Annotated in this window: 20 protein-coding genes; 10 read left to right on the top strand and 10 right to left on the bottom strand. The window is 42.1% G+C overall.

The window, feature by feature from the left end:
- Nucleotides 1-598: 598 nt before the first annotated feature.
- From RJ01_RS14710 to RJ01_RS14695, 4 genes are all read right to left on the bottom strand, one after another.
- Nucleotides 599-1033, bottom strand: a complete 435-nt coding sequence (locus tag RJ01_RS14710; protein WP_034171634.1) for a 2-amino-4-hydroxy-6-hydroxymethyldihydropteridine diphosphokinase — start codon at nucleotides 1031-1033, stop codon at nucleotides 599-601.
- Entirely contained in the window at nucleotides 990-1370 is a 381-nt protein-coding gene (folB, locus tag RJ01_RS14705; protein WP_034171633.1) for a dihydroneopterin aldolase, read from the bottom strand. Before folB ends, RJ01_RS14710 begins: the two co-directional genes overlap by 44 nt.
- 132 nt (nucleotides 1371-1502) lie before the next feature.
- On the bottom strand, nucleotides 1503-2801 hold the full coding sequence (locus RJ01_RS14700) for an AarF/ABC1/UbiB kinase family protein (RefSeq protein ID WP_034171632.1): 1299 nt from the start codon (nucleotides 2799-2801) through the stop codon (nucleotides 1503-1505).
- Nucleotides 2802-2859: 58 nt separating this feature from the next.
- The gene (locus RJ01_RS14695) at nucleotides 2860-3630 is read right to left on the bottom strand and encodes a HesA/MoeB/ThiF family protein (RefSeq protein ID WP_034171631.1); all 771 of its coding nucleotides are present in this window, start codon (nucleotides 3628-3630) and stop codon (nucleotides 2860-2862) included.
- Between the two features lie 481 nt (nucleotides 3631-4111).
- On the opposite strand from RJ01_RS14695, the gene RJ01_RS14690 reads away from it, so the two are divergent.
- Nucleotides 4112-4621, top strand: coding sequence for a pyridoxamine 5'-phosphate oxidase family protein (locus RJ01_RS14690; RefSeq protein WP_034171630.1), 510 nt, complete (start codon nucleotides 4112-4114; stop codon nucleotides 4619-4621).
- A 188-nt stretch (nucleotides 4622-4809) separates the two neighbouring features.
- On the opposite strand, the gene RJ01_RS14685 is transcribed toward RJ01_RS14690, so the two are convergent.
- From RJ01_RS14685 to RJ01_RS14675, 3 genes are all read right to left on the bottom strand, one after another.
- A complete protein-coding gene (locus RJ01_RS14685) occupies nucleotides 4810-6456 on the bottom strand; it encodes an AMP-binding protein (RefSeq protein ID WP_034171629.1) in 1647 nt (548 codons plus the stop codon).
- Nucleotides 6457-6710: 254 nt separating this feature from the next.
- Entirely contained in the window at nucleotides 6711-7847 is a 1137-nt protein-coding gene (locus RJ01_RS14680) for an acyl-CoA dehydrogenase family protein (RefSeq protein WP_034171628.1), read from the bottom strand.
- Between the two features lie 92 nt (nucleotides 7848-7939).
- Nucleotides 7940-8710, bottom strand: a complete 771-nt coding sequence (locus RJ01_RS14675; RefSeq protein WP_034171627.1) for a 3-hydroxyacyl-CoA dehydrogenase — start codon at nucleotides 8708-8710, stop codon at nucleotides 7940-7942.
- 138 nt (nucleotides 8711-8848) lie between these two features.
- Between RJ01_RS14675 and RJ01_RS14670 the strand changes: the two genes are divergently transcribed.
- The 4 genes from RJ01_RS14670 to RJ01_RS14655 all read left to right on the top strand — a co-directional run bounded on the left by RJ01_RS14670 (nucleotide 8849) and on the right by RJ01_RS14655 (nucleotide 12575).
- Nucleotides 8849-9871 (top strand): AraC family transcriptional regulator, encoded by a 1023-nt coding sequence (locus RJ01_RS14670; protein WP_034171626.1) that lies wholly within the window; start codon nucleotides 8849-8851, stop codon nucleotides 9869-9871.
- Nucleotides 9872-10099: 228 nt separating this feature from the next.
- The gene (locus RJ01_RS14665) at nucleotides 10100-10453 is read left to right on the top strand and encodes a hypothetical protein (RefSeq protein ID WP_004783846.1); all 354 of its coding nucleotides are present in this window, start codon (nucleotides 10100-10102) and stop codon (nucleotides 10451-10453) included.
- A gap of 323 nt (nucleotides 10454-10776) precedes the next feature.
- The gene (locus tag RJ01_RS14660) at nucleotides 10777-11748 is read left to right on the top strand and encodes an aliphatic sulfonate ABC transporter substrate-binding protein (RefSeq protein WP_034171625.1); all 972 of its coding nucleotides are present in this window, start codon (nucleotides 10777-10779) and stop codon (nucleotides 11746-11748) included.
- Nucleotides 11748-12575: an ABC transporter permease gene (locus RJ01_RS14655; RefSeq protein WP_034171624.1), complete on the top strand. Its 828-nt coding sequence runs from the start codon at nucleotides 11748-11750 to the stop codon at nucleotides 12573-12575. Before RJ01_RS14660 ends, RJ01_RS14655 begins: the two co-directional genes overlap by 1 nt.
- 70 nt (nucleotides 12576-12645) lie before the next feature.
- Here the strand turns inward: RJ01_RS14655 and prmC are convergent, their stop codons facing one another.
- Together prmC and prfA are read right to left on the bottom strand one after the other, a co-directional pair.
- The gene (gene prmC, locus RJ01_RS14650; RefSeq protein WP_034171623.1) at nucleotides 12646-13464 is read right to left on the bottom strand and encodes a peptide chain release factor N(5)-glutamine methyltransferase; all 819 of its coding nucleotides are present in this window, start codon (nucleotides 13462-13464) and stop codon (nucleotides 12646-12648) included.
- Nucleotides 13464-14552 (bottom strand): peptide chain release factor 1, encoded by a 1089-nt coding sequence (prfA, locus tag RJ01_RS14645; protein WP_004783856.1) that lies wholly within the window; start codon nucleotides 14550-14552, stop codon nucleotides 13464-13466. The genes prmC and prfA overlap by 1 nt, the downstream gene beginning before the upstream one ends.
- Before the next feature lie 354 nt (nucleotides 14553-14906).
- Between prfA and RJ01_RS14640 the strand changes: the two genes are divergently transcribed.
- From RJ01_RS14640 to RJ01_RS14625, 4 genes are all read left to right on the top strand, one after another.
- Entirely contained in the window at nucleotides 14907-15335 is a 429-nt protein-coding gene (locus RJ01_RS14640; RefSeq protein WP_034171622.1) for a glycine zipper domain-containing protein, read from the top strand.
- A 249-nt stretch (nucleotides 15336-15584) separates the two neighbouring features.
- Complete coding sequence (locus tag RJ01_RS14635) at nucleotides 15585-16034, top strand: hypothetical protein (RefSeq protein WP_004783858.1); 450 nt, start codon at nucleotides 15585-15587, stop codon at nucleotides 16032-16034.
- A 155-nt stretch (nucleotides 16035-16189) separates the two neighbouring features.
- Nucleotides 16190-17194: an LLM class flavin-dependent oxidoreductase gene (locus RJ01_RS14630; protein WP_034171621.1), complete on the top strand. Its 1005-nt coding sequence runs from the start codon at nucleotides 16190-16192 to the stop codon at nucleotides 17192-17194.
- Between the two features lie 280 nt (nucleotides 17195-17474).
- Nucleotides 17475-18038, top strand: a complete 564-nt coding sequence (locus RJ01_RS14625; protein ID WP_034171620.1) for a hypothetical protein — start codon at nucleotides 17475-17477, stop codon at nucleotides 18036-18038.
- A gap of 242 nt (nucleotides 18039-18280) precedes the next feature.
- Here RJ01_RS14625 and RJ01_RS14620 read toward each other — a convergent pair whose 3' ends face one another.
- On the bottom strand, nucleotides 18281-19117 hold the full coding sequence (locus RJ01_RS14620; RefSeq protein ID WP_004783863.1) for a pyruvate, water dikinase regulatory protein: 837 nt from the start codon (nucleotides 19115-19117) through the stop codon (nucleotides 18281-18283).
- Between the two features lie 154 nt (nucleotides 19118-19271).
- Here RJ01_RS14620 and ppsA point away from each other — a divergent pair, with 154 nt between their 5' ends.
- Entirely contained in the window at nucleotides 19272-21650 is a 2379-nt protein-coding gene (gene ppsA, locus RJ01_RS14615) for a phosphoenolpyruvate synthase (protein WP_004783865.1), read from the top strand.
- Nucleotides 21651-21750: the final 100 nt, after the last annotated feature.

Here is a 21750-nt window from a genome sequence, read left to right as displayed (position 1 = left end):
GTCGAGGTCGTGGCCGCAGCCGTGTTGATGAGCACGACGATGATGATCGCCGCGGACGTTCCAGCAATGGAGGACGAAGAAGTCCACCACGTGATGACCGAGGAAGATTTACTTCTCGTTAATTCATTGCAATATAATTAGCTTTATAAACATAAAACGTGGATTTAGGTCCACGTTTTATTTAATACTTTCATTCTACTTTATCGATAAAGAAAAATAGAAATTATTTAAATCAATCTTGTAGATTTTTATTTTTTATCATCCTTATTTTTTGATATATTTAGATGACTATATTATTTAATATTTTTTATAAAAATTAAATTTTATTTAAAACCAAGTTAAAATATAATTACCTTCATGGTAAATTAATTAAAATTTAAAATATATTTATTGTTCTCTATTTTTTAAAATTGGTAGTAAAAATGATTATTTAGAGGTAATTTATGGAAACAGGTATTATTCTTGGCATTCTATTCGCAATTATTGTGTTGTTAGTTATTTTTTATAAAAAGAAAAAGTAAATAACAGTTTTTTGGCAAATACAGATCCCCTACTTACATAAAACTGAAAAATTCATTAGCTTAATTTCGAATCCAGATTAAATTTTGACTTGTGGATATTGAAGACGGCGATCATATTCAAATGCAGGATGAGACCAGATGTCATGCATCGGAATTTTAACATCCAGTGCAAGCGGTAATTTTTTAGGATTAAATTCCATCTGGTTTAAATCATTTCCCCATGCAATCAGGTCGACATCCAGGCTGATCTGATGAGATGGCCGAACCCGCCCCGAATCCGTTTCCATTTGCTTTAATAAATTAGTCATATCTTGAACAGGAACTTCACTGTATAGGAGGCAGGCCGCATTCCAGTAATCTGCCCCGATACTATCCCGACATGGAATGAGGTAAATTGGAGAAAACCAAACTTTCCCCAACTCGCTGATCCGCTGCTGGGCAGCCTGAAAATGTTGCTGTGGATGACAATTACTCGCCAGTGCTAGGGCGAATATCGTTGCGGTGGCGTTCAAGACGTATCCCTACAGAATTAGCTTGCGCGATAATGGCAGGCTTACGGATCGTAATCATAATCGATTCTACACTTTCAAAGGTAGCAAAAAGCGCGTCTAGTACCAGTTTTGCTGCATGTTCGATCAATTTTGGCTGGGCGTCCTGAATCACCCGCGCTGAAATCTCACAGATTTCGGCATAATTCAAAGTATCTTCCAGTTCATCTGACTGTGCCGCTTGTTCTAATTTGGTACGAATAGTGAGATCCAGCATTAAAGGCTGAATGATTTGACGCTCCCAAGTAAAGCAGCCGACTACTGTATCGACCTTTAAGCCTTCAATAATAATTGCGTCCATTTTAAAACTCGGAATTTAATATTTACCAATAATCTCCCTAAATCCCTCTTTAATAAAGAGGGACTTTCATCACTTCTAATTATTTTGTAATGAAAGCCTCCCTTTATTAAAGGGAGGTCGGGAGGGATTAAATTAATGCTTTAACAGTAAATTTGGGTCCATGGTCTGGACCATCTGCAAACGCTGATCTGCATAGATGTCTGTATACGGCGCCAGAATTCGCATAAAACGGTCAAAATACAGCATTTGCTTAAACAATAAGGCAAAGTCACGTGGGAAACGAATACCATGGCGTTCACCGACTGCTACCATATCCATCATGATATCGTTAAGATCGGCTGGGCTTGAAGTCAGCAATTCCTGAGGATCAGCTAACATCACACCACTAAATAAACGTTCAAGATCAGCCGCAAGCATTTTGGTATCAATCTCAACTGCAGTCATACCCATTTTCAGCATGTTTTCTGCCATCAGGGTATAGTTGGTATGCTGCAAGGCATCCATAAAGGCCATACACGCTGTCCAGACTTCTGGTTTAAGCTGGCCGACAATCCCAAAATCAATAAAGCCCACACGACCATCTTCAAGTAGCATCAGATTACCCGCGTGTAAATCAGCATGGAAACTGTTACACATCATTAGACTGCCAAACCAGGTGTTCATTGCAGTGATGAGAACCTGTGATGGGTCTTTAGCGACCTTTTTTACCACTTCAAAATCAGTCAGTGGCACGCCATATAAACGTTGCATGGTCAGTACACGACGTGTTGAATATTGATGATAAACCTTAGGAGCAGTTGCTGCTTTATTATTGGTGATATTCAGATAATTGACGAAATCATCCAGATTTTGTGCTTCCTCGATGAAATCGACTTCACGCACCATTCGGGTTTTGATTTCTTCGACAATATCGGCCAATGAGGCAAATTTTACTTTCGGCACTGCTTTTTCCAGCAGTTTGGTCGCCCAATGCAGTACATTTAAATCGGTATATAGAATTGTTTCGACACCCGGCTTTTGTACTTTAATTACCACATCTTCACCAGAAACCAGCTTGGCTGCATGTACCTGTGCGATAGAGGCAGAAGCCAGTGGTGTTTCATCAATTGAGGCAAAAATTTCATCCATATTGCGACCAGAAAACTCTGATGCCAGTACTTCCTGGATATAGCTGAATGGCAAGGTCGGTGTTTGATCCAGACAGCCCTGGAACTCTTCCACATATTCACGTGGAAACAGCGACGGCGTACTGGCAATAAACTGACCAAGCTTGATATAGGTTGAGCCTAAAGATTCAAACGTTTCACGCATGAGTTTGGCATTACTTGGCTTTTCAGTGGCATATTTAATGCCGGCCTTCGCCGCAACCACTGCGGTTTCACCCATACGGGCAACCGAACGTATTCCATCTAACCAGATATTTTTTTTCATAATGTCTTAGGAAAAATTAATTACATGCAGTGTAGCAAAAAAATTAAATTTTGCAGGCCTATCTTGCCTGACAGACCGGGCAATCTGTATCTTTTTCGAAACTTAAAATGCGCTGTTTAAAACTCAGACCATCCCAAAGTAGAAGTTTCTGTCTAAGTGGCATTTTACCCAGACCTAAATAAAGCAAAGCATGATGAGCTTGCAAACTCGCCATCACATTTGGCGTAGTCGCCAAGACACCTGAGTCTGCGCAACGCAAACTGGTATCAGCCTGATGTTCAGGTGGAAACAGGCAGGCATAGCAAGCTGAATCCCCTTCCATCATGAACAGTTGTCCTTGCAAACCAATCGCAGAAGCACTGATTAAAGGTATATTCAGTTTTACACAACTCTGATTGACCAGATAACGTGTCTCGAACTGATCACATCCATCCAGCACCAGATCTTGATGTTCGATGATACTTTCTGCATTGTCAGTCGTTAAAGCTTGATTAATATATTTAATCTGAATATTCGGATTAATCTGAGCCAGTCTTTTCGCGAGTGTTTCTGCCTTATAAAAGCCTAAATCATTTGGCGTAAATGCCAGTTGTCGTTGCAGATTACTCATCTCGATGGTATCAGGATCAATCAGAGTAATTTTGCCTACACCTGCTCTAGCCAGAAGTTCTGCCAAGGTACAACCAATCCCGCCACATCCCACGATACAGACATTGGAAAATTTCAATTTTTCCTGGGCTTCAATATCCCAACCGTCTAAGAGAATCTGGCGGCTATATAAATGCAATTCAGCATCAGTGAGTTCAAATTCTGAGGATACGGCATCCATAGATGATATAGACAATGTCTTTCCTTGTTTCGAAATTTTAAAAGCATTTGCCAAAATTGCATGTATCGAAATTTCAATATGTCCTTAAATCTGTGACAGATAGATTTGAAGAAGCGTGAACAGCAAATCTTTGTATAGCTTGGCAACATTAGCGCCAAATAGCATATCAGTTAAATGCTCCGTATCAAGCTGATAGTGTCCTGATAAATATGTAATGGTCATATTATGAATGCACTTAACTTGATCTATATGCCACTTAATTTATTCACGTATTACATCTTCTGGCTAATCTCGTTCTTCTATTCCTTTATCACCCTGTAACTGTCTTCCGCTTGTTTAGCACTTCTGTAGCTGTTGCCTGCAATTCAGTAGGAAAATGTATCAGTTCAGTGAGACCCTCTGTATCCATTATCAAATATGATTAAGCTGCTTAAGGAATAGCAATTATCCTCGCTTTCAATAAATACTATGGAGCATATAGATGAACGAACAAAATCAGCATAATAATCGTGAAAAATTATGGGAATTAATCAAAGATGTGCGTTACACCATGATCAGTCATGTGACCGAAAGTCAGGAAATTCATTCTCAGCCGATGACCATGCTCAATTCTGAGCAAATGAATGAAGATCAGAACTTGTATTTCATCATGCGTGATACCAATGATCTGGTGATAGCTGCCACTACTGGTCGTACTCAGATTGGTTTATCTTTTGCTAAACCTTCTGATGGTATTTATGTATCAATCAGCGCAAATGCACAGATCAGTACTGACCGTATTTTGATTGAAAAATTATGGAATCCATGGGCAGAAAACTGGTTTGAAGGTAAAGATGATCCTAGCGTACGTGTACTGATTGCTGAAGCTGAAAGTGCAGAATACTGGAATGTCACTGATAATAAAGTAACTCAGCTATTTAAGGCACTAAAAGGTGGCGTAACTGGCGAAGCTGGGGAACCGGATGCTGAGCACAAAAAAGTTGATCTATAAGTAAATAAGAATTCCACTTTCAATTTAGCCTCTTAATAAGAGGCTAAATTTTTGATTTATTTTATTTAAAAGATGAATAGTATTACATTGTAATGACAATTATTCTCTCTGATAAATTCGAGCATAAATAAATTAATCGTATAAAAAAGCCACAATTGCGACCTTTTCACTATATTTAAGTGAATATATTAACTGACCTGTTTAATACCCTGAATCTTGACAATTTCCTGCTGTTTAAGCAGATTACGCTGAATTTTACCGCTAGAGGTTTTAGGCAAATCACTTACAAACTCGATCTCTTTCGGATAGGCATGTTTAGATAAACGGGAACGCACATAGTTTTGCAATTTCAGCATCAGTTCTTCACTAGCGGCATATTGTGCTTTAAGCACTACAAAGGCTTTCACAATTTCGGTACGTTCCGGATCTGGCTTTCCAACCACAGCGGACTCCAGCACCTCTTCACACTCCAGCAAGGTACTCTCTACATCAAAAGGTCCAACTCGATAACCCGAAGTCGTAATGACATCATCCGCACGACCAATGAAATCTATTCCACCATGCTCATTCAGTTTTACGGTATCACCCGTTAAATAGTACTGTCCCACAAAGGCTTTACGATTATTGCCGCCATAGCCTTCGAACCACATCAAAGGTGAGGCTGAGCAGTCCATAGCCAAGGTCCCAATGCCGCCTTTTTCGACTTCCTCATGCTCTTTATTTAAAACTGCAAAACGATGTCCTGGAATGGCAAAGCCAGCGGAACCGATTTTCTTGTGATGCTCCAGCGCATGATGATTGGCAATCACCATTCCCAGTTCCGTCTGTCCATACTGGTCGTAGATATTGACGTCCATTTTATGATTAAACCATTGAATGACTTCAGGCGTTAATGGCTCACCTGCACTACTGACCACACGTAAACACGAGCTAATCTCAGCATCAAATTTTTCCTTAAAGCCATAGAACATCCGGAATGCGGTTGGAGAACCGGTCAGGTTATTTACCCGATATTTTTTAATGACTTCAACAGCATTGTCTACGCTAAAGGCACGTTCATCCATAATGATGCTATGCCCCAAACTTAATGGACCTGCAATCCCATAATACAGACCATAAGCCCAACCCGGATCTGCCAGATTCCAGAAAGTATCTTCGTCACGTAAATCTACGGCGTGCAGCATATAGCCTTTAAATGCCAGTAAAGCTTTAAGCGGAACAGGCACTGATTTTGCCAGTCCCGTTGTACCTGAAGTAAACATCATCAGGAAAATGTCACTAAAACGACCTTGAACCGGCTCAAATTCAGTTGGATATTGCTTCAGTTCAGTCCAGAAATCTGCATCCTGATGGGCACTTTCAAGTGTTTGATGTACGGTTAAAATATGTGGAATATCGAGATCATCTAGTTTTGCACGCTGTTCCTGATTGGTAATAATCAGTCGGGTATGTGCGGTATTAATACGATGCTCGATTGCCTTGCTTTCAAAAGCGGTAAATAAAGGCTGATAAATCGCACCAATACGCCAGGTAGCAAGAATGGTAATTAATAATTCGGGGGTTCGTGGGAGCAAACCAGCGATACAGTCACCTGCTTGTAAACCCAGTGAGGTCATATAATGAGCCAATTGTCCTGAAGCCTCAGCCAATTGTTCAAAAGTCCAATATTGGGTCTTGCCATTTTTACCTTCCCAGATTAACGCGATCCGGTTTTGTCCTAGAAAACGTCCACAGCATTCTGTATAGGCGTTGAGTGCATCTGGCACTCCTGCCAGATGTTGTTGAACCATAGTGTCAAAATTAAATTCACGATACGCTTGTTCTAGTGTCTTCATCACGACAACCTCTATTCCGTTTATAAACAGACTTTATGTCTGTGTCCGTTGTATTTGTTGTTCTGTCTACCGCCTGCGAATTCCATTGCAATGCCGGTTTTATATAACATGCCCTATTGCTAGGACATGTTAGGTGTCACTCTGCTGAGTCACTTTTCGCTTAATCAATAATTGACCATATTTTATAGACCATCACAATTTCCATATCCCTCAAATGAGTTGCAGGATTTGAACAGTCGGCTATTTCATGACCTTTAAACTTTGCTCACTTCCCGGGCAATGACCAGACGCTGAATATCAGATGCACCTTCATAAATCTGGCTCACTCTGACATCACGGTAAATACGTTCAACCGGGAAATCAGAGACATAACCATAACCGCCATGAATCTGAATCGCATCCGAACAGACTCGCTCTGCAATCGTTGAAGCAAACAGTTTAGCCATGGACGCTTCTTTCAAGCATGGTAATCCTGCATCTTTAAGCGTTGCTGCATGTAAGACCAGTTGTCTTGCTGCCTCAATCTGGGTGGCCATATCTGCGAGACGGAACGCCACTGCCTGATGCTGTACCAGTTCGACGCCAAAGGATTTACGTTCATTGGCATATTCCACGGCAGCATCCAGTGCAGCTCGTGCCATACCTACAGATTGTGCCGCAATCCCGATCCGGCCAGATTCGAGATTAGACAAGGCGATCTTGTAGCCTTCACCTTCTTTTCCGAGCAGGTTTTCAGCCGGAATCCGGCATTGATCAAAAATAATGGTCGCGGTATCGGAACAATGCTGCCCCATTTTTTCTTCCAGATTTGAGACGATATATCCTGGACTATCGGTAGGTACCAAGAAACATGAGATCCCTTTTTTGCCTGCAGATTTATCTGTCACGGCAAATACCAGTGCAATCTGGGCATGCTTACCGGTGGTGATAAACTGCTTGGTGCCATTTAATACCCATTCATCGCCATCACGTTCTGCCTTACATTCCAGTGCGCTGGCATCGGAACCGGCTTGAGGTTCCGTCAGGCAGAAACACCCCAACCATTCACCGGTCGCCAGTTTAGTCAGATATTTCTGCTTTTGTTCCTCGGTACCATAACGCTGGGTAATCCCGCAAGGTAATGAATTCTGCACACTGACAATGGTCGAGATGGCTCCATCTCCAGCCGCGATTTCCTCAAGGGCCAGTACCAACGACACATAGTCCAGACCTGCTCCACCCCATTGTTCAGACACGGTCATGCCAAGTGCACCGAGTTCACCGAGTTCTTTCAATTCCTGTGCTGGAAATTGTGCCGTTTTATCCCTTAAACCAGCGGTGGGTTTCAGTTTTTGTTGCGAATAGTTTCGCATCATCTCCTGAATCATTTTCTGTTCATCATTTAAAAGCACTGCGTATATCCCTTACTTATCTTTTAATTTTCCATATAGAGTGAATAAATATACCCACTCTGACTTTTGTATTTTGTTTCGTTGACTCCAACTTATTTTGGAGCCATACGGATGGCACCATCCAGACGAATCACTTCACCATTTAAATAGCTATTTTCGAAGATATGACCCACTAACTGGGCAAATTCCTGAGGTTTGGCTAGACGCGGCGGAAATGGAACCATCTGCCCCAGAGCATCTTGTACATTTTGCGGCATGCCTTTCAGCATGGGGGTTTCCATAATGCCCGGTGCAATGGTCATGACACGAATCGCTTCACGCGCCAGCTCACGTGCTAGTGGCAGCGTCATCGCAACGACCGCCCCTTTAGACGCAGAATAAGCTGTCTGACCAATCTGACCATCAAAGGCTGCAACTGAAGCCGTATTCACAATCACGCCACGCTCTTCTTCATCGGTTTGCAGCTCATACTTAGCGATTAAAGCCGCCGCAAAACGCAGCATATTGAATGTGCCACTTACATTGATATTCAACACTTTCTGGAACATTGCCAGTTCATGAATTCCATTACGGCCCAGTACCTTGGCAGAAGGTGCAATACCAGCACAGTTCACCAAGCCATTGAGTTGGCCATACTGGTTTTCAACATGATTAAAGAAAGCTTCAACCGCCTGCTCATCCGTTACATCCAGTTGAACAAATTCAGCCTGCTCACCCAGTTGCTGTTGTAAAGCATTGCCCTGTTCCTGGTTCATATCGACCAGAATCACTTTTGCGCCCTGTTCTACCAGATGAGTCGCTGTGGCTGCACCCAGACCTGATGCACCACCAGTTACCACAATCACTTTTCCCTGAATTTTCATGTTAATGTCCTGTTCCTATTTTTATGACAAGCTACGACGTAATAGGCAGAGTAAACAGAGATTTTATTCTGTACAATTTCCAAATGTTGCATCTTCACTGATGGATTTGGACAATAAAAAAGGGATATCTGACTGGCTATGCAATTACCAGCCTTGGAATATAGTAAGGGAACCATCTCGATTGATCTGGTTCATGAAGCACTGCTGAATGCCAAAGCACAGCATTATGATATTGCCGCGATTCTAACTAAGGCTGCCATTCCTTTAGAGATTCTTCACTCTGCTAAAGCACGGGTGTCAGTGGCGCAATATGCCGCGCTATGGACTGCACTTGCCGATAATATGAATGACGAATTTTTTGGCATGGACAGCCATCCAATGCGCCGTGGCAGTTTCAAATTACTATCTAAAATGCTGTTACAGGCAGTTACGCTGGAAAAAGCTCTGCAGCAAATCCTGCAATTTTTTAATCTGATTCTGGATGATCTGCACAGCACACTGATGGTCGAGGAAAACTTTGCCTATATCGTGATCTATGACCAGAATCAGACCAAGCGCATGTTTAGTTATGCAACCTATCTAATGCTGATTCATACCCTGCTATGCTGGTTAAGCGGACAGCGGATTTTACTCAATCAGATCCAACTGAAATGTGCCGCGCCACTCGATGATTTTGATTATAAAGTCCGTTTTTGTGAACAGATTGAATATCAGGCCAGTGAAAACTATATCCAGTTTAATGCAGCCTATTTGCAGCTCCCGGTAAAACAGGATCAGACCTCCTGGTATCAGTTTATTCAGCAGACTCCGCATAACCTGCTAGTTCGCTTTAAAAATCCTTATGCGCTAAGTACACAGATCCGCAAACAGCTTTTAAAAGTACCTCCGGTTGAATGGCTGGAACTAAATGAGCTTGCTTTGAAAATGAATATGTCTGAAGCCACCATGCAACGGCGTCTTAAAAATGAAGGTGTAACTTATCAACAGCTCAAAAATGAGATTCGTCGTGATACAGCTATTGAGCTGTTAACCCGTACAGATCAAAGTTTGCAAGACATCAGTGATCAACTTAACTTTCAAGAAGTCAGTGCTTTTCATCGCGCCTTTAAAAAATGGACAGGGGTTAGTCCAGGTGCCTATAGACAAAATATTACTAGATAATTTATATTTAATAAGACTTAAAAACGATTAAAATTTAGCATATAAATTTAAATTTATATTTTCTCAACAGTTATATTTTTCAAGGCTTACAGCCCAAAAATAGAGGACTGAACGGTCATTCATAATGCTTTGCATTCCCTATTAAGATAGTTTATTTTTCAATCAATTTTTAGTGCTTCACTTTTGGCTGTACTCCCTTTCCCTCTTTCCTTGTTGAAGGTATTTTCCATGTTAAAGATGACTGATGTTCTTGGACAAAATCTTGTTCAAAACTTCGCCCAGGCTTTAGTTTCTTCGACCGATCTTAATGCAGAGCAATTGAATCAAGGCATCTTGAATGCGTCTGATTCTGCCCTCAAAGATGCTATTGTGCACTTCTTTAACCAGATTGATGCCACTGAAGCTGCGAAATCGCTTGAAATTCCGGCTGAGCGCATCGTTGCATTACAACAAGGTATTGCACTGAAAGATGAACAATATCTTGCTGATACTGCCAAAGTCGTGGCTCTTTGCCTGGCAATGGAAACTGGTAGCCTAGATCAAGTCGAGGTTTATGACTGTCTGCAAGACTACCCAATGTAAGCTATCCAGATTGATAAAATAGTGACTCAAAAAGCGATGCTAATGCATCGCTTTTTTTATGGCACTCGTTATTTATAAAACTTCCTACTGCAAAGACGAATGATTAAAAAAACAGCTTATCAATTTACGCCATACCATTTTTAAAATTTTATCTAAGCAAAACCTTTCTATTCTTTATTTAATAAATTCAAATAAAAACAAATACCTATATTTAAAGCTGTTAATTATTTCATTTTTTGATTTGATTATCTTTTTTTCTTTTTTGTGTGCTTATCGATTTATCAATATGAATGTAAAAAATTTAATTCAAGATTGAGATATTCATGAAAAAAACATTAAGAACTTCGGGTCTGACTTTACTCGGTCTTTCTATTTCTTTCTTTACCGGCTTGGCTAACGCAGCGATTCCATCTGAATTAAAATTGGATTATGCCTATTACGCACCGACCAGTCTGGTGGTTAAAGAACAGAAACTGCTAGAAAAAGCTTTGCCAAAAACCAAGATTAAATGGGTATTTAGCCAAGGCAGTAACCGCTCACTCGAATATCTAAATAGCGGTAGCACAGATTTTGCTTCTACTGCAGGTTTAGCGGCAGTGCTTAGCCGCGCCAATGGTAGCCCGATTAAAACAGTTTATATCCAGAGCCAGCCTGAATGGACAGCACTGGTCGTTAATAAAGATTCAAATATCAAATCACTGAAAGATTTGAAAGGTAAAAAGATTGCTGCCACTAAAGGTACAGATCCTTTCTTATTTACTTTACAAGCCTTAGATACGATTGGTTTGGGCAAACGCGATGTAGAGCTCGTTCATTTACAGCATCCGGATGGTAAGACTGCGTTAGAGCGCAAACAGGTCGATGCCTGGGCAGGCCTTGATCCTTTAATGGCATCTGCGCAGGCACAGTCAGGTGCCAAATTACTGTATCGCAATGTCAGTTTTAATTCTTATAGCGTACTGAGCGTAAAAGACCAGTTTGCCAAATCCAGTCCGGAAGCGATTGAAGCAGTGATTAAAGCTTATGAACAGGCACGTCAATGGGCGAAAGCCAATCCCGACAAATTGGCTGAATTACTGGCACGTGAAGCCAAGCTTCCGATTGAAGTCGCCAAGCTTCAACTCAGCCGTACTAATCTGGATCAGAATATTCCAACCACCAAACATACCGGGGCATTACAAAAAGCTGGTCGTATCCTGACGGAAGAAGAACTGGTTCGTAAAGGAACCAATGTCAATCAGGTCGTGACTCAATTATTTGATGCCCTCTATGCTAAAAAGGTTGCAACTAAGTAATGGCTATACCGAAAAGCATCTCGGAACAGTTGAGCGTGGAAGAACAGTCAAAATCCGCTGTGTTACTACGCAGCATTTCGCTGACCAAAGCCCTCACCCTGCCTGTTATTTTTATCGTATTGGTAGAAATACTGGTCCGTAATGGCGTAATCGAACCTTATCTGTTGCCTGCACCGAGTAGCCTATTTCATTCCTTTACTGAACTGGCTGAGGGCGATTTATGGCAACACATCTGGACCAGTAGCTGGCGGGTTTTTCTTGGCTTTGGAATTGGTAGTGGATTGGGACTGATCTTTGCGATCCTGGTTGGGCTAAACAGACATGCAGAAGATTTTCTGGAACCAACGTTTTCTGCAATTAAATCCATTCCGAGTCTAGCCTGGATTCCTCTACTCCTACTTTGGCTGGGAATTGATGAATCTTCTAAAATCACCTTGATTGCGATTGGTGCCTTCTTCCCGACATATACCAATACTGTGGCTGCGATTCAGGGTGTAGATCGTAAACTGCTTGAAGTCGCGAAAGTCTATCGCCTGAAATACTGGCAACAGGTTCAGCAGATTGTATTGCCTGCTGCCTCACCGGGAATATTGACTGGCTTAAGGAATAGCCTGAGTTTATCCTGGATGTTTATGATTGCAGCTGAATTGATTGCTGCCACTCAAGGGATTGGTTATCTGCTCAGTGATGGTCGTGAAACTTCACGTCCGGCTATTGTGATTATTGCGATTATCCTGTTAGCAGTCCTAGGCAAAATCACCGACAGTATTATGAAATTGTTTGAAACCCGCTTACTGCGCTGGCGAGATGTGATTAAAAAGTCATAATTTATTGAATAAAAGAATTAAAAAAAGCGACCTATCCAGGTCGCTTTTTTATTAAATCAAGCTTTAAAAATTAACGTGGCCACTGACCTAAAGTTACCCGGTCATTGCCGCCATAATCTTTCACTGTACGGACCTGTTTATAGCCAGCTTGAGTAAACAGATGGCGGACCACATCGCCCTGATCATAGCCGTGCTCAAGCACAACCCAGCCATTTACGGTCAGATGCTTTTTAGCTTGCTGAATAATTATTTCAATATCAGCCAAGCCATTTTTGTCTGAAACCAGCGCACGTTCCGGCTCAGTTGCCAGATCTGGCATATGCTCATCATCAGCATCAATATACGGCGGATTAGATACAATCGCATCAAAGAACTGGCGGCCAAATGGTTTTAGCCATGAACCAAGAATAAATTGCACCTGATCCAAATCATGCTGTTCCGCATTGTATTTGGCAACTTCCAGTGTGGGTTCATAAATATCAGTAGCGGTCACAGACCAGTTCGGGCGCTCAGACGCTAGTGACAAGGCAATAGCGCCTGTACCAGTCCCCAAGTCAACAATTCGCGCATCTTCCGGCAAGTCTAATTTCAGGACTGTTTCAACCAGCACTTCGGTATCCGGGCGTGGCACTAAAGTATCTTTGGTGACTTTAAGATCCAGTGTCCAGAATGGTTGTGAGCCTGTGACATAGGCCAATGGCTCACCGGCAGCAATCCTCGCCAGACCTTCGACATAGACCTGTTCCTGTTCAGGTGTTAACTGCTGGTCTTTTTTCATTACCAGATCAAAAGAATCAATCTTGGTAATGTGTTCCAACAACCAGGCATTTTCCTGACGTTCATAACTTTCAGGTTCACCACGTAAAGCCAGTGCTTCTTGAATGTTCATTAGCCACCATTCTGCTGTGCAAGCATGGCCAGCTGATCAGCCTGATATTCACGATGCAGACTGTCTAATAGCTCAGTCAGATCACCTTCCATCACAGCATCCAGCTTATATAAAGTCAGGTTAATACGGTGATCAGTCATACGGCCTTGTGGATAGTTATAGGTACGAATACGTTCTGAACGGTCCCCCGAACCGACTAGGTCACGGCGCATTTCAGAAGTCGCTGCATCTGCTGCGGCACGTTTGGCATTTTCCAGACGTGAAACCAACAAGGCCATCGCTTTGGCTTTGTTTTTATGCTGTGAACGTTCATCCTGACATTCCACCACTGTACCGGTTGGAATGTGCGTAATACGCACCGCAGAGTCAGTTTTGTTAATGTGCTGACCACCGGCACCTGATGCGCGGTAAGTGTCGATACGCAAGTCAGCCGGATTAATGTCGACTGATGTATCTACATCCACTTCTGGAAGAATCGCTACCGTACACGCTGAGGTATGTACACGACCTTGCGATTCTGTCGCAGGTACACGTTGTACACGATGCGCCCCACTTTCAAATTTCAGGCGACCATAAACGCCTTCACCATTCACCAGGCAGATGACTTCTTTATAGCCACCATGCTCACCTTCATTTTCAGACAGGATTTCAATACGCCAGCCTTGAGATTCCGCATACTTGCTATACATACGGAATAAATCACCTGAGAAGATTGCCGCTTCATCACCACCGGTTCCGGCACGGATTTCCAAATAAGCAGAGTTGGCATCATTTGGATCTTTTGGAATCATCAGGATATTCAGATCCGCCTCAAGCTGTTCGATCAGGGCTTTATTTTCCTTGATCTCTTCCTGCGCCATTTCCTTAAAGTCAGGATCAGACAGCATGGCTTGTGCAGTTTCAATATCTTCTTCAGCCTGTTTGTACTTGGTCCAAACGCTGGTAATCTCGGTTAAATCATTATGCTCACGTGATAACTGGCGAAAACGCTTGTTGTCCGAAATCACTTCAACATCTGCCAATAACGCAGTCAGTTCTTCATGACGGTCAGAGAGTTGGTCTAATCGTAAACGTAACGATTCTTTCATTTTCTAAAAAATCTCAAACATAAGGCTGTGACTAAACAGTGATTTAGCACAGCGAAATCAAAAAATTGCGCCTAGTTTAACGATTCTCTGGGTCAATGAACATCATTATTCAGTAAGTCAGTGCTTAGATGCAGCGATGTCACCGCCATTTGTTAACAAATATAAATAAAATCTTCAGTTTTGGATTTTTTCTGCTCAATTCGACCCTTATTTATTTCTTATTTTACAAATTGGCAAATAAACACATTAAATATGGAGGTAGATCTTCACATTCTTTTGGGCATGATTTGTTACATTTTCTGCGTCGAAACACACTAACATATGAAAGTCCTATCAGGGACACGGAGTTACAACATGAAACTCAATGCAATTTTACTGAGTGCTGCAATGGCTGCAGGCTCAATGATGACAGTGAGTGCGCATGCAGACAGTACTGCACGTGTGGCAGCAGCAAGTGCTCTAGGTAGCGTTGCTGGTACTGCACTGGGCAAAAACATGGGGGGCAACACTGGCGCAACAATTGGTGCTGCGTTAGGTGGTGCAGGTGGTGCTGCTGTGGCAAGTAACAAGAAAAACCGTACCTCATCTGCAATTGGTGGTGCTTTAGGTGGCGGTGCTGGTTATACCGTAGGTAAAAACATGGGTGGTTCTAATGGCGGCTATATCGGTTCAGCACTTGGTGCTGCGGGTGGTGCAGCATTAGGTAATAAAATTTCTAAAGATAAAGCAGCCGATCGTGCCAAAGCGAATCGTGCTAAACACTGGAAAAAACGTCACCGTTAATTTCCTAGCCTCAAGCTCTTTAAATTCGACGCTACATTTAACATTAAAAGCACCTGTTTGGGTGCTTTTTTTATTGTACATTCAACACATCCAAATTCATGTAATACATCAACTTATTCGAACAAGATCATGAATAAATTAAGGAGACAAAAATCACAATTCGCCAACACTGCCTCCATGCTATTTGACGGTTGCTAGATTAAATTTATCTCATCAACAAATACAGCTAGATATATAAAAGGTGTACTCATGAATTACAAATCTCTAATGATCGCTGTTGTAGCAACCTCAGCCATGGGTATGACAGCCGCCAATGCCGGAAATACAACGAATACGGCTTTAGCTTCTGCTTTGGGTGGTGTCGTTGGTGCCGCAGTGGGCAATAAAATGGGTGGTACAACTGGCGCAACAATCGGTTCTGCGATTGGCGGTGGTGCTGGTGCCGCAGTAGCAGCGAATAAACGTGACCGTAATGGCGCGATTATCGGTGGTGCCTTAGGTGGTGGTGCCGGTTATGCCGTAGGTAAAAATATGGCGGGTTCTAATGGCGGCTTAATTGGCGCTGCATTAGGTTCTGCAGGTGGTTCTGCCCTTGGTAAAAAAGTCAGCGAAGACCGTCGCTATGATGACCGTTATGACCGTCGCTATAGTTCGAAAAACTATCGTACTAGCAACTACCGTTATAACCACCGTCGCTAAGATTTCCTCTATTTACTTTTCTTCCTTGAATAAGCATCTTCGGATGCTTATTTTTTTGCCTGTTATTTTGGTTTACATATATATCGATTTTTTTCGATATACAAATACAATGCAAAGTCGTATGCTCTTAGTCATGTTTATTCAAGAGTAATATTATGCGTACGCTTACCGATACCCAGTTCTCTATTCTCGAACTGGTTCCAGTTCGTGACGATAAGACCATTCAATTCTCCCTGCAACATGCGCTGGAGCTGGCCCAGACCGCAGAACATCTAGGTTATAGCCGAATGTGGCTGGCCGAGCATCATAATATGGATGGTATTGCCAGCTCAGCGACCGCCGTTCTCTTAGGCTATTTACTGGCAAATACCAATAGCATCAAACTTGGCTCTGGTGGCATTATGTTGCCAAACCACGCTCCACTGGTAGTAGCAGAGCAATTCGGTACATTAGCGACTTTATATCCAGATCGTATTGAACTGGGGCTGGGCCGTGCTCCTGGAACCGATCAAATGACCATGCGCGCTTTGCGTCGTGGCCGTCAGGAAACTGAAGATCAGTTCCCGCAGGACGTTTTAGAAATTCTGCAATACTTTAAAGATCCGATTCCAGGCCAACGCATTGTGGCAACTCCAGGCCAAAGCACACACGTACCTGTGTGGTTATTAGGTTCGAGCCTATTTAGTGCACAACTGGCAGCAAAACTCGGTCTACCCTATTCTTTTGCATCTCACTTTGCTCCGCGGATGCTTGGTCAAGCGATTCAACTGTATCGGGACAATTTCGAACCGTCTGAATATCTGGATCGTCCGTATGTTTCTATGGGCGTACCGACTTGTGTAGCAGATACAGATGAAGAAGCTGAATATCTGGCAACAAGTGCTTATCAGCGTGTGCTTGCTCTGATTCGCGGTCAAAGCCTGAAATTGAAAGCGCCGATTGATTCTATGGAAGGTTTATGGTCACCACCTGAAAAAATGTCTGTCGACAATTTCTTTGCCATGGCACAAGTGGGTTCTAAAGAAACTGTTAAAGCCGGTCTGGAAGCACTCCTAGCAAAATATGATGTAGATGAGTTTATCTTCACCTGTGATATCTATGACACAGGGAAACGTCTGCATAATTTTGAATTGCTGATGCAAATCAAAAACGGGCAATAATGCTGTCTTGCTTTGCCTAATTTATTCTTATCTATATACCTATTCTTCGGAATGGGTATATTTTTTTAAATTGTGTTTGAACATTTTAACTTTCCAACTGGATAAATTCATATCTAAGATAGATCTCCTGCTCTTTAATACATCTATCTCTCATTATAAATACAATAGAAAAGAGAATGACTGTCTAAGTTAAATTTTGAACTTTACTGCTCTAGGGCTTTTGTTAATATCTATAACAAAGCAAATAAGACCAATTATTAAATAATTTCAAGGAAAAACAATGTCCATCAAGCAGGATGCACACGCGGGTATATTTGAGAATCGTCCAGAAAATTTCCAGCATTTTACTGGCATTAAAGTGCCCTCTTCCCAGCTCGCTGAACTTGACTGTGCTGGAAAAGATATTGCGATTATCGGTACAGATCAATTTACCGTAAGCCAGCTCAACAAGATTAGCCAGCAAGCTCGCTCAGTAAAAGTTTTTCAGATTAATCCACAATTTGTATTGCCAGGTACTGAACGTGGTTTGCAGCGCCTTCTGAATCATCCCTTGATCATTAAAAATCGACGCCTGTTTAATAACCGGATTAAAAGCATTTTGTCATTACGTTATCTGGAAAATCAGGTGCAGAATTTATGGTTAAGACGTCAACTCATGCCAAATCTTGCAGCTGCATCCAAAGTTTATCTTAAATCAGACCACTATTATGCTGCTCTGCAACGTGAAAATTGCCAACTGATTACCTGGCCTATTGCAAAAATTTCTGAAAATAGTATTCATTGTATTAATGGAGATGAACATCAGGTTGAGCTAATTGTGTATACTTTTCAATCAGAAAATTAATCTATTTTTAGCTCATAAGATTAAAAATTCGCAGTGTATTTGGGAAAATTTGACGCTGAAAGATTGAATTGTTTAGCTCATTGAAGAGCAAATAAGCTTAAAAACCAACTACTGCATTTTTTATTAAAATAATGAATATTTCAATCACTTATACTATTCATATTTTATTTCTATGAAAGTAGTATTTTTATTAATTTTTATCTATAAATCAGAGCCAACCAAAGTCTGGCTCTGAATTCTTTTTAGCCAATTCGACGTTTTAGTCCTGTCATCTGTAAGACACGAGTTGAGATTTCTTCAATCGACATTTCCGAGACATTTAGATACTTAATCCCTTCCGAAATATAGATGCCTTCAATTGCACGCAGTTCCATCTGGCACTGGCTAAAGCTGGCATAACGGCTGTTGGCCTTACGTTCCGTACGGATTGCAACCAGACGCTCTGCATCAATCATCAGACCAAAGAGCTTGTTTTTATGCGGTCTTAACACTGCTGGCAGGCGGTTATCGTCCAGATCTTCTTCAGTTAGCGGATAGTTCGCTACACGAATTCCAAATTGCAAAGATAAATAAATTGAGGTCGGAGTTTTACCGGAACGCGATACGCCAATCAGGATCAGATCAGCCTTATCATAGTGACGCGTACGCGCACCATCATCATTGTCGAGCGCAAAATGTACGGCATCAATACGCGCCTTATAGGACTCGGAATCGGTCACCGCATGGGTCTGACCGACTAAAGTCGTAGGTTCAGTACCAAGCTCTTCTGATAATTTGCTTATAAGCCCTTCAAAAACATCAAGATTTACTGCATTTGCAGTATTAATAATGTCTCTTACATAGGGATCCACCAACGTATCGAAAACCAAAGGTTTTTGACCATCTTTTTGGGCACGTTCATTGATCTCTGTGACCACATTCATGGCCGCTTCTTCAGAGCTAATATAAGGGATAATATGAATGTCAAAATCCACATGCGGAAACTGCGCTAACAGCGAGTGGCCAAGGGTTTCAGCAGTAATGGCAGTACCATCGGAAATAAAAAACACACTCCGCTGAATTTGTTTACCTTCTGACATTAAAATTCTCCTCAAACATTTGTCTTAGTACTATATAATCTTTATAGTAAACCGATCTTACATGACTGTCGCTTAGTAAAATCAAAAACCTAGAAGATTTGCTATACTCTCATGCCAAGATAGTGATTAATACTGCAAAAGTGGAGTAACAACTTTGGAAGCGCGCGTAATTGGTCTAGAAAAATTAGGGAAGCACGATGTTGAGCTTGTAGGTGGGAAAAACTCATCTCTGGGCGAAATGATCAGCCACTTATCTAATGCTGGTGTATCAGTACCAGGTGGCTTCGCAACAACAGCTGCTGCTTATCGTGAATTTCTCGAGCAAAGTGGCCTAAACGCTAAAATCAATGCAGAGCTTGCTGCACTTAACGTTGATGACGTCAATGCACTTGCTGAAACTGGTGCAAAGATTCGTCAATGGATTGTGGAAACTCCACTTACTGCTGAACTGGAAAAGGAAATTCGTGCAGCTTTTGCAGAACTTTCAAACGGCAACCCTGATATCGCGGTTGCCGTTCGTTCATCTGCGACTGCAGAAGACTTACCTGATGCTTCTTTCGCAGGTCAGCAAGAAACCTTCCTGAATATTCGTGGTATCGACAACGTTCTGATCGCGATCAAAGAAGTGTTTGCATCTTTGTACAACGACCGCGCGATCTCTTACCGTGTACACCAAAACTTTGCGCATGACGTGGTTGCTCTTTCTGCTGGCGTACAACGTATGGTTCGCTCAGAAACTGGTGCTGCTGGTGTAATGTTCACTTTAGATACTGAATCAGGCTTCCGTGATGCAGTATTCATTACAGCTTCTTATGGCTTGGGTGAAATGGTGGTTCAAGGTGCAGTAAACCCGGATGAATTCTATATTTCAAAACCGCTTCTAAACGCAGGCAAACATGCTGTACTGCGCCGCAACTTAGGTTCTAAACACCAGAAAATGATTTATGGTGAAGAAGCAGCTGCAGGTAAATCAGTTGTTGTGGTGGATGTAGAGAAAGCAGATCGTCAACAATTTGCATTGAACGATCACGAACTGCAAGAATTGGCTAAACAAGCACTGATCATTGAAAACCACTACGGTTCTCCAATGGACATCGAGTGGGCGAAAGACGGTGATGACGGTAAAATCTACATCGTTCAGGCGCGCCCTGAAACTGTGAAGAGCCGTGAAAATGTTGGCACGATGGAACGCTACCTGTTAAAACAACGTGGTACTGTAATCTGTGAAGGCCGTTCAATCGGTCAACGTATCGGTTCTGGTAAAGTCCGCATCGTAACTTCAATTAAAGAAATGGACAAAGTACAAGACGGTGATGTACTTGTATCTGACATGACTGACCCGGATTGGGAACCAGTGATGAAACGTGCTGCTGCGATTGTAACTAACCGTGGTGGTCGTACTTGTCACGCTGCGATCATCGCACGTGAACTTGGGGTTCCAGCTATCGTAGGTTGTGGTAATGCAACTGAAGTGCTGGTAGACGGTCAAGAAGTAACTGTATCTTGTGCTGAAGGTGATACTGGTTTCATCTACGAAGGTGCATTGGATTTCGAAATCCAAACCAACTCTATCGAATCTATGCCAAAACTTCCGTTCAAAATCATGATGAACGTAGGTAACCCGGATCGTGCATTTGACTTCGCGCAAATTCCGAACGAAGGTATTGGTCTTGCTCGTCTAGAGTTCATCATCAATCGTATGATCGGTGTGCATCCTAAAGCATTATTGAACATCGACAGCTTACCACGTGAAACTCGTGCTGCTGTACTTGCTCGTACTGCAGGCTATGCATCTCCAATCGAGTTCTATGTAGAAAAACTGGTTGAAGGTATTTCTACTCTTGCTGCTGCGTTCGCTGACAAACCAGTGATCGTACGTATGTCTGACTTCAAGTCAAACGAATACGCTAATCTGATCGGCGGTAAACTGTACGAACCTGAAGAAGAGAACCCAATGTTGGGCTTCCGTGGTGCAAGCCGTTATGTATCTGACAACTTCCGTGACTGCTTCGAACTTGAATGCCGCGCACTGAAAAAAGTTCGTGACGAAATGGGTCTAACTAACGTTCAAATCATGATCCCGTTTGTACGTACTGTTGCTGAAGCTAAACGTGTTATTGAGCTATTAGGTCAAAACGGTCTGAAACGTGGTGAAAATGGTCTTAAAGTGATCATGATGTGTGAATTGCCAACTAACGCTTTGTTAGCTGAACAGTTCCTTGAACACTTCGATGGTTTCTCTATCGGTTCAAATGACTTGACTCAGTTAACGCTTGGTCTTGACCGTGACTCTGGTATCGTTTCTCACCTATTTGATGAACGTGATCCAGCAGTAAAAGCGCTTCTTTCTATGGCCATCCATGCTTGCCGTAAAGCCGGTAAATATGTAGGTATCTGTGGCCAAGGTCCTTCTGACCACCCAGATCTTGCACAATGGCTGATGGAACAAGGTATTGAATCTGTATCTCTTAACCCAGACTCAGTATTGGATACCTGGTTCTTCCTGTCTGAAGAGAAAGCTCAAAAAGCTTAATTAACTCTTTAAAAAAAGACCCTTTCATAGGGTCTTTTTTTATGTTCTCAATATTACTTAGATATTAAGCCTCTTGCGAAAGTATTATTTTTGACTAGGG

Source organism: Acinetobacter sp. YZS-X1-1, assembly GCF_000804305.1.
GTDB classification, from domain to species: domain Bacteria; phylum Pseudomonadota; class Gammaproteobacteria; order Pseudomonadales; family Moraxellaceae; genus Acinetobacter; species Acinetobacter variabilis.
This window is presented reverse-complemented; position numbering and strand designations above follow the sequence as displayed.

What these genes read in the sequence shown, in the direction of transcription:
- folB (WP_034171633.1), bottom strand. Translation starts at nt 1,370, where the DNA reads ATGGACGCAATTATTATTGAAGGCTTAAAGGTCGATACAGTAGTCGGC.
- RJ01_RS14700 (WP_034171632.1), bottom strand. Translation starts at nt 2,801, where the DNA reads ATGAAAAAAAATATCTGGTTAGATGGAATACGTTCGGTTGCCCGTATG.
- RJ01_RS14695 (WP_034171631.1), bottom strand. Translation starts at nt 3,630, where the DNA reads ATGGATGCCGTATCCTCAGAATTTGAACTCACTGATGCTGAATTGCAT.
- RJ01_RS14690 (WP_034171630.1), top strand. Translation starts at nt 4,112, where the DNA reads ATGAACGAACAAAATCAGCATAATAATCGTGAAAAATTATGGGAATTA.
- RJ01_RS14685 (WP_034171629.1), bottom strand. Translation starts at nt 6,456, where the DNA reads ATGAAGACACTAGAACAAGCGTATCGTGAATTTAATTTTGACACTATG.
- RJ01_RS14675 (WP_034171627.1), bottom strand. Translation starts at nt 8,710, where the DNA reads ATGAAAATTCAGGGAAAAGTGATTGTGGTAACTGGTGGTGCATCAGGT.
- RJ01_RS14670 (WP_034171626.1), top strand. Translation starts at nt 8,849, where the DNA reads ATGCAATTACCAGCCTTGGAATATAGTAAGGGAACCATCTCGATTGAT.
- RJ01_RS14665 (WP_004783846.1), top strand. Translation starts at nt 10,100, where the DNA reads ATGTTAAAGATGACTGATGTTCTTGGACAAAATCTTGTTCAAAACTTC.
- RJ01_RS14660 (WP_034171625.1), top strand. Translation starts at nt 10,777, where the DNA reads ATGAAAAAAACATTAAGAACTTCGGGTCTGACTTTACTCGGTCTTTCT.
- RJ01_RS14655 (WP_034171624.1), top strand. Translation starts at nt 11,748, where the DNA reads ATGGCTATACCGAAAAGCATCTCGGAACAGTTGAGCGTGGAAGAACAG.
- prmC (WP_034171623.1), bottom strand. Translation starts at nt 13,464, where the DNA reads ATGAACATTCAAGAAGCACTGGCTTTACGTGGTGAACCTGAAAGTTAT.
- prfA (WP_004783856.1), bottom strand. Translation starts at nt 14,552, where the DNA reads ATGAAAGAATCGTTACGTTTACGATTAGACCAACTCTCTGACCGTCAT.
- RJ01_RS14640 (WP_034171622.1), top strand. Translation starts at nt 14,907, where the DNA reads ATGAAACTCAATGCAATTTTACTGAGTGCTGCAATGGCTGCAGGCTCA.
- RJ01_RS14635 (WP_004783858.1), top strand. Translation starts at nt 15,585, where the DNA reads ATGAATTACAAATCTCTAATGATCGCTGTTGTAGCAACCTCAGCCATG.
- RJ01_RS14630 (WP_034171621.1), top strand. Translation starts at nt 16,190, where the DNA reads ATGCGTACGCTTACCGATACCCAGTTCTCTATTCTCGAACTGGTTCCA.
- RJ01_RS14625 (WP_034171620.1), top strand. Translation starts at nt 17,475, where the DNA reads ATGTCCATCAAGCAGGATGCACACGCGGGTATATTTGAGAATCGTCCA.
- RJ01_RS14620 (WP_004783863.1), bottom strand. Translation starts at nt 19,117, where the DNA reads ATGTCAGAAGGTAAACAAATTCAGCGGAGTGTGTTTTTTATTTCCGAT.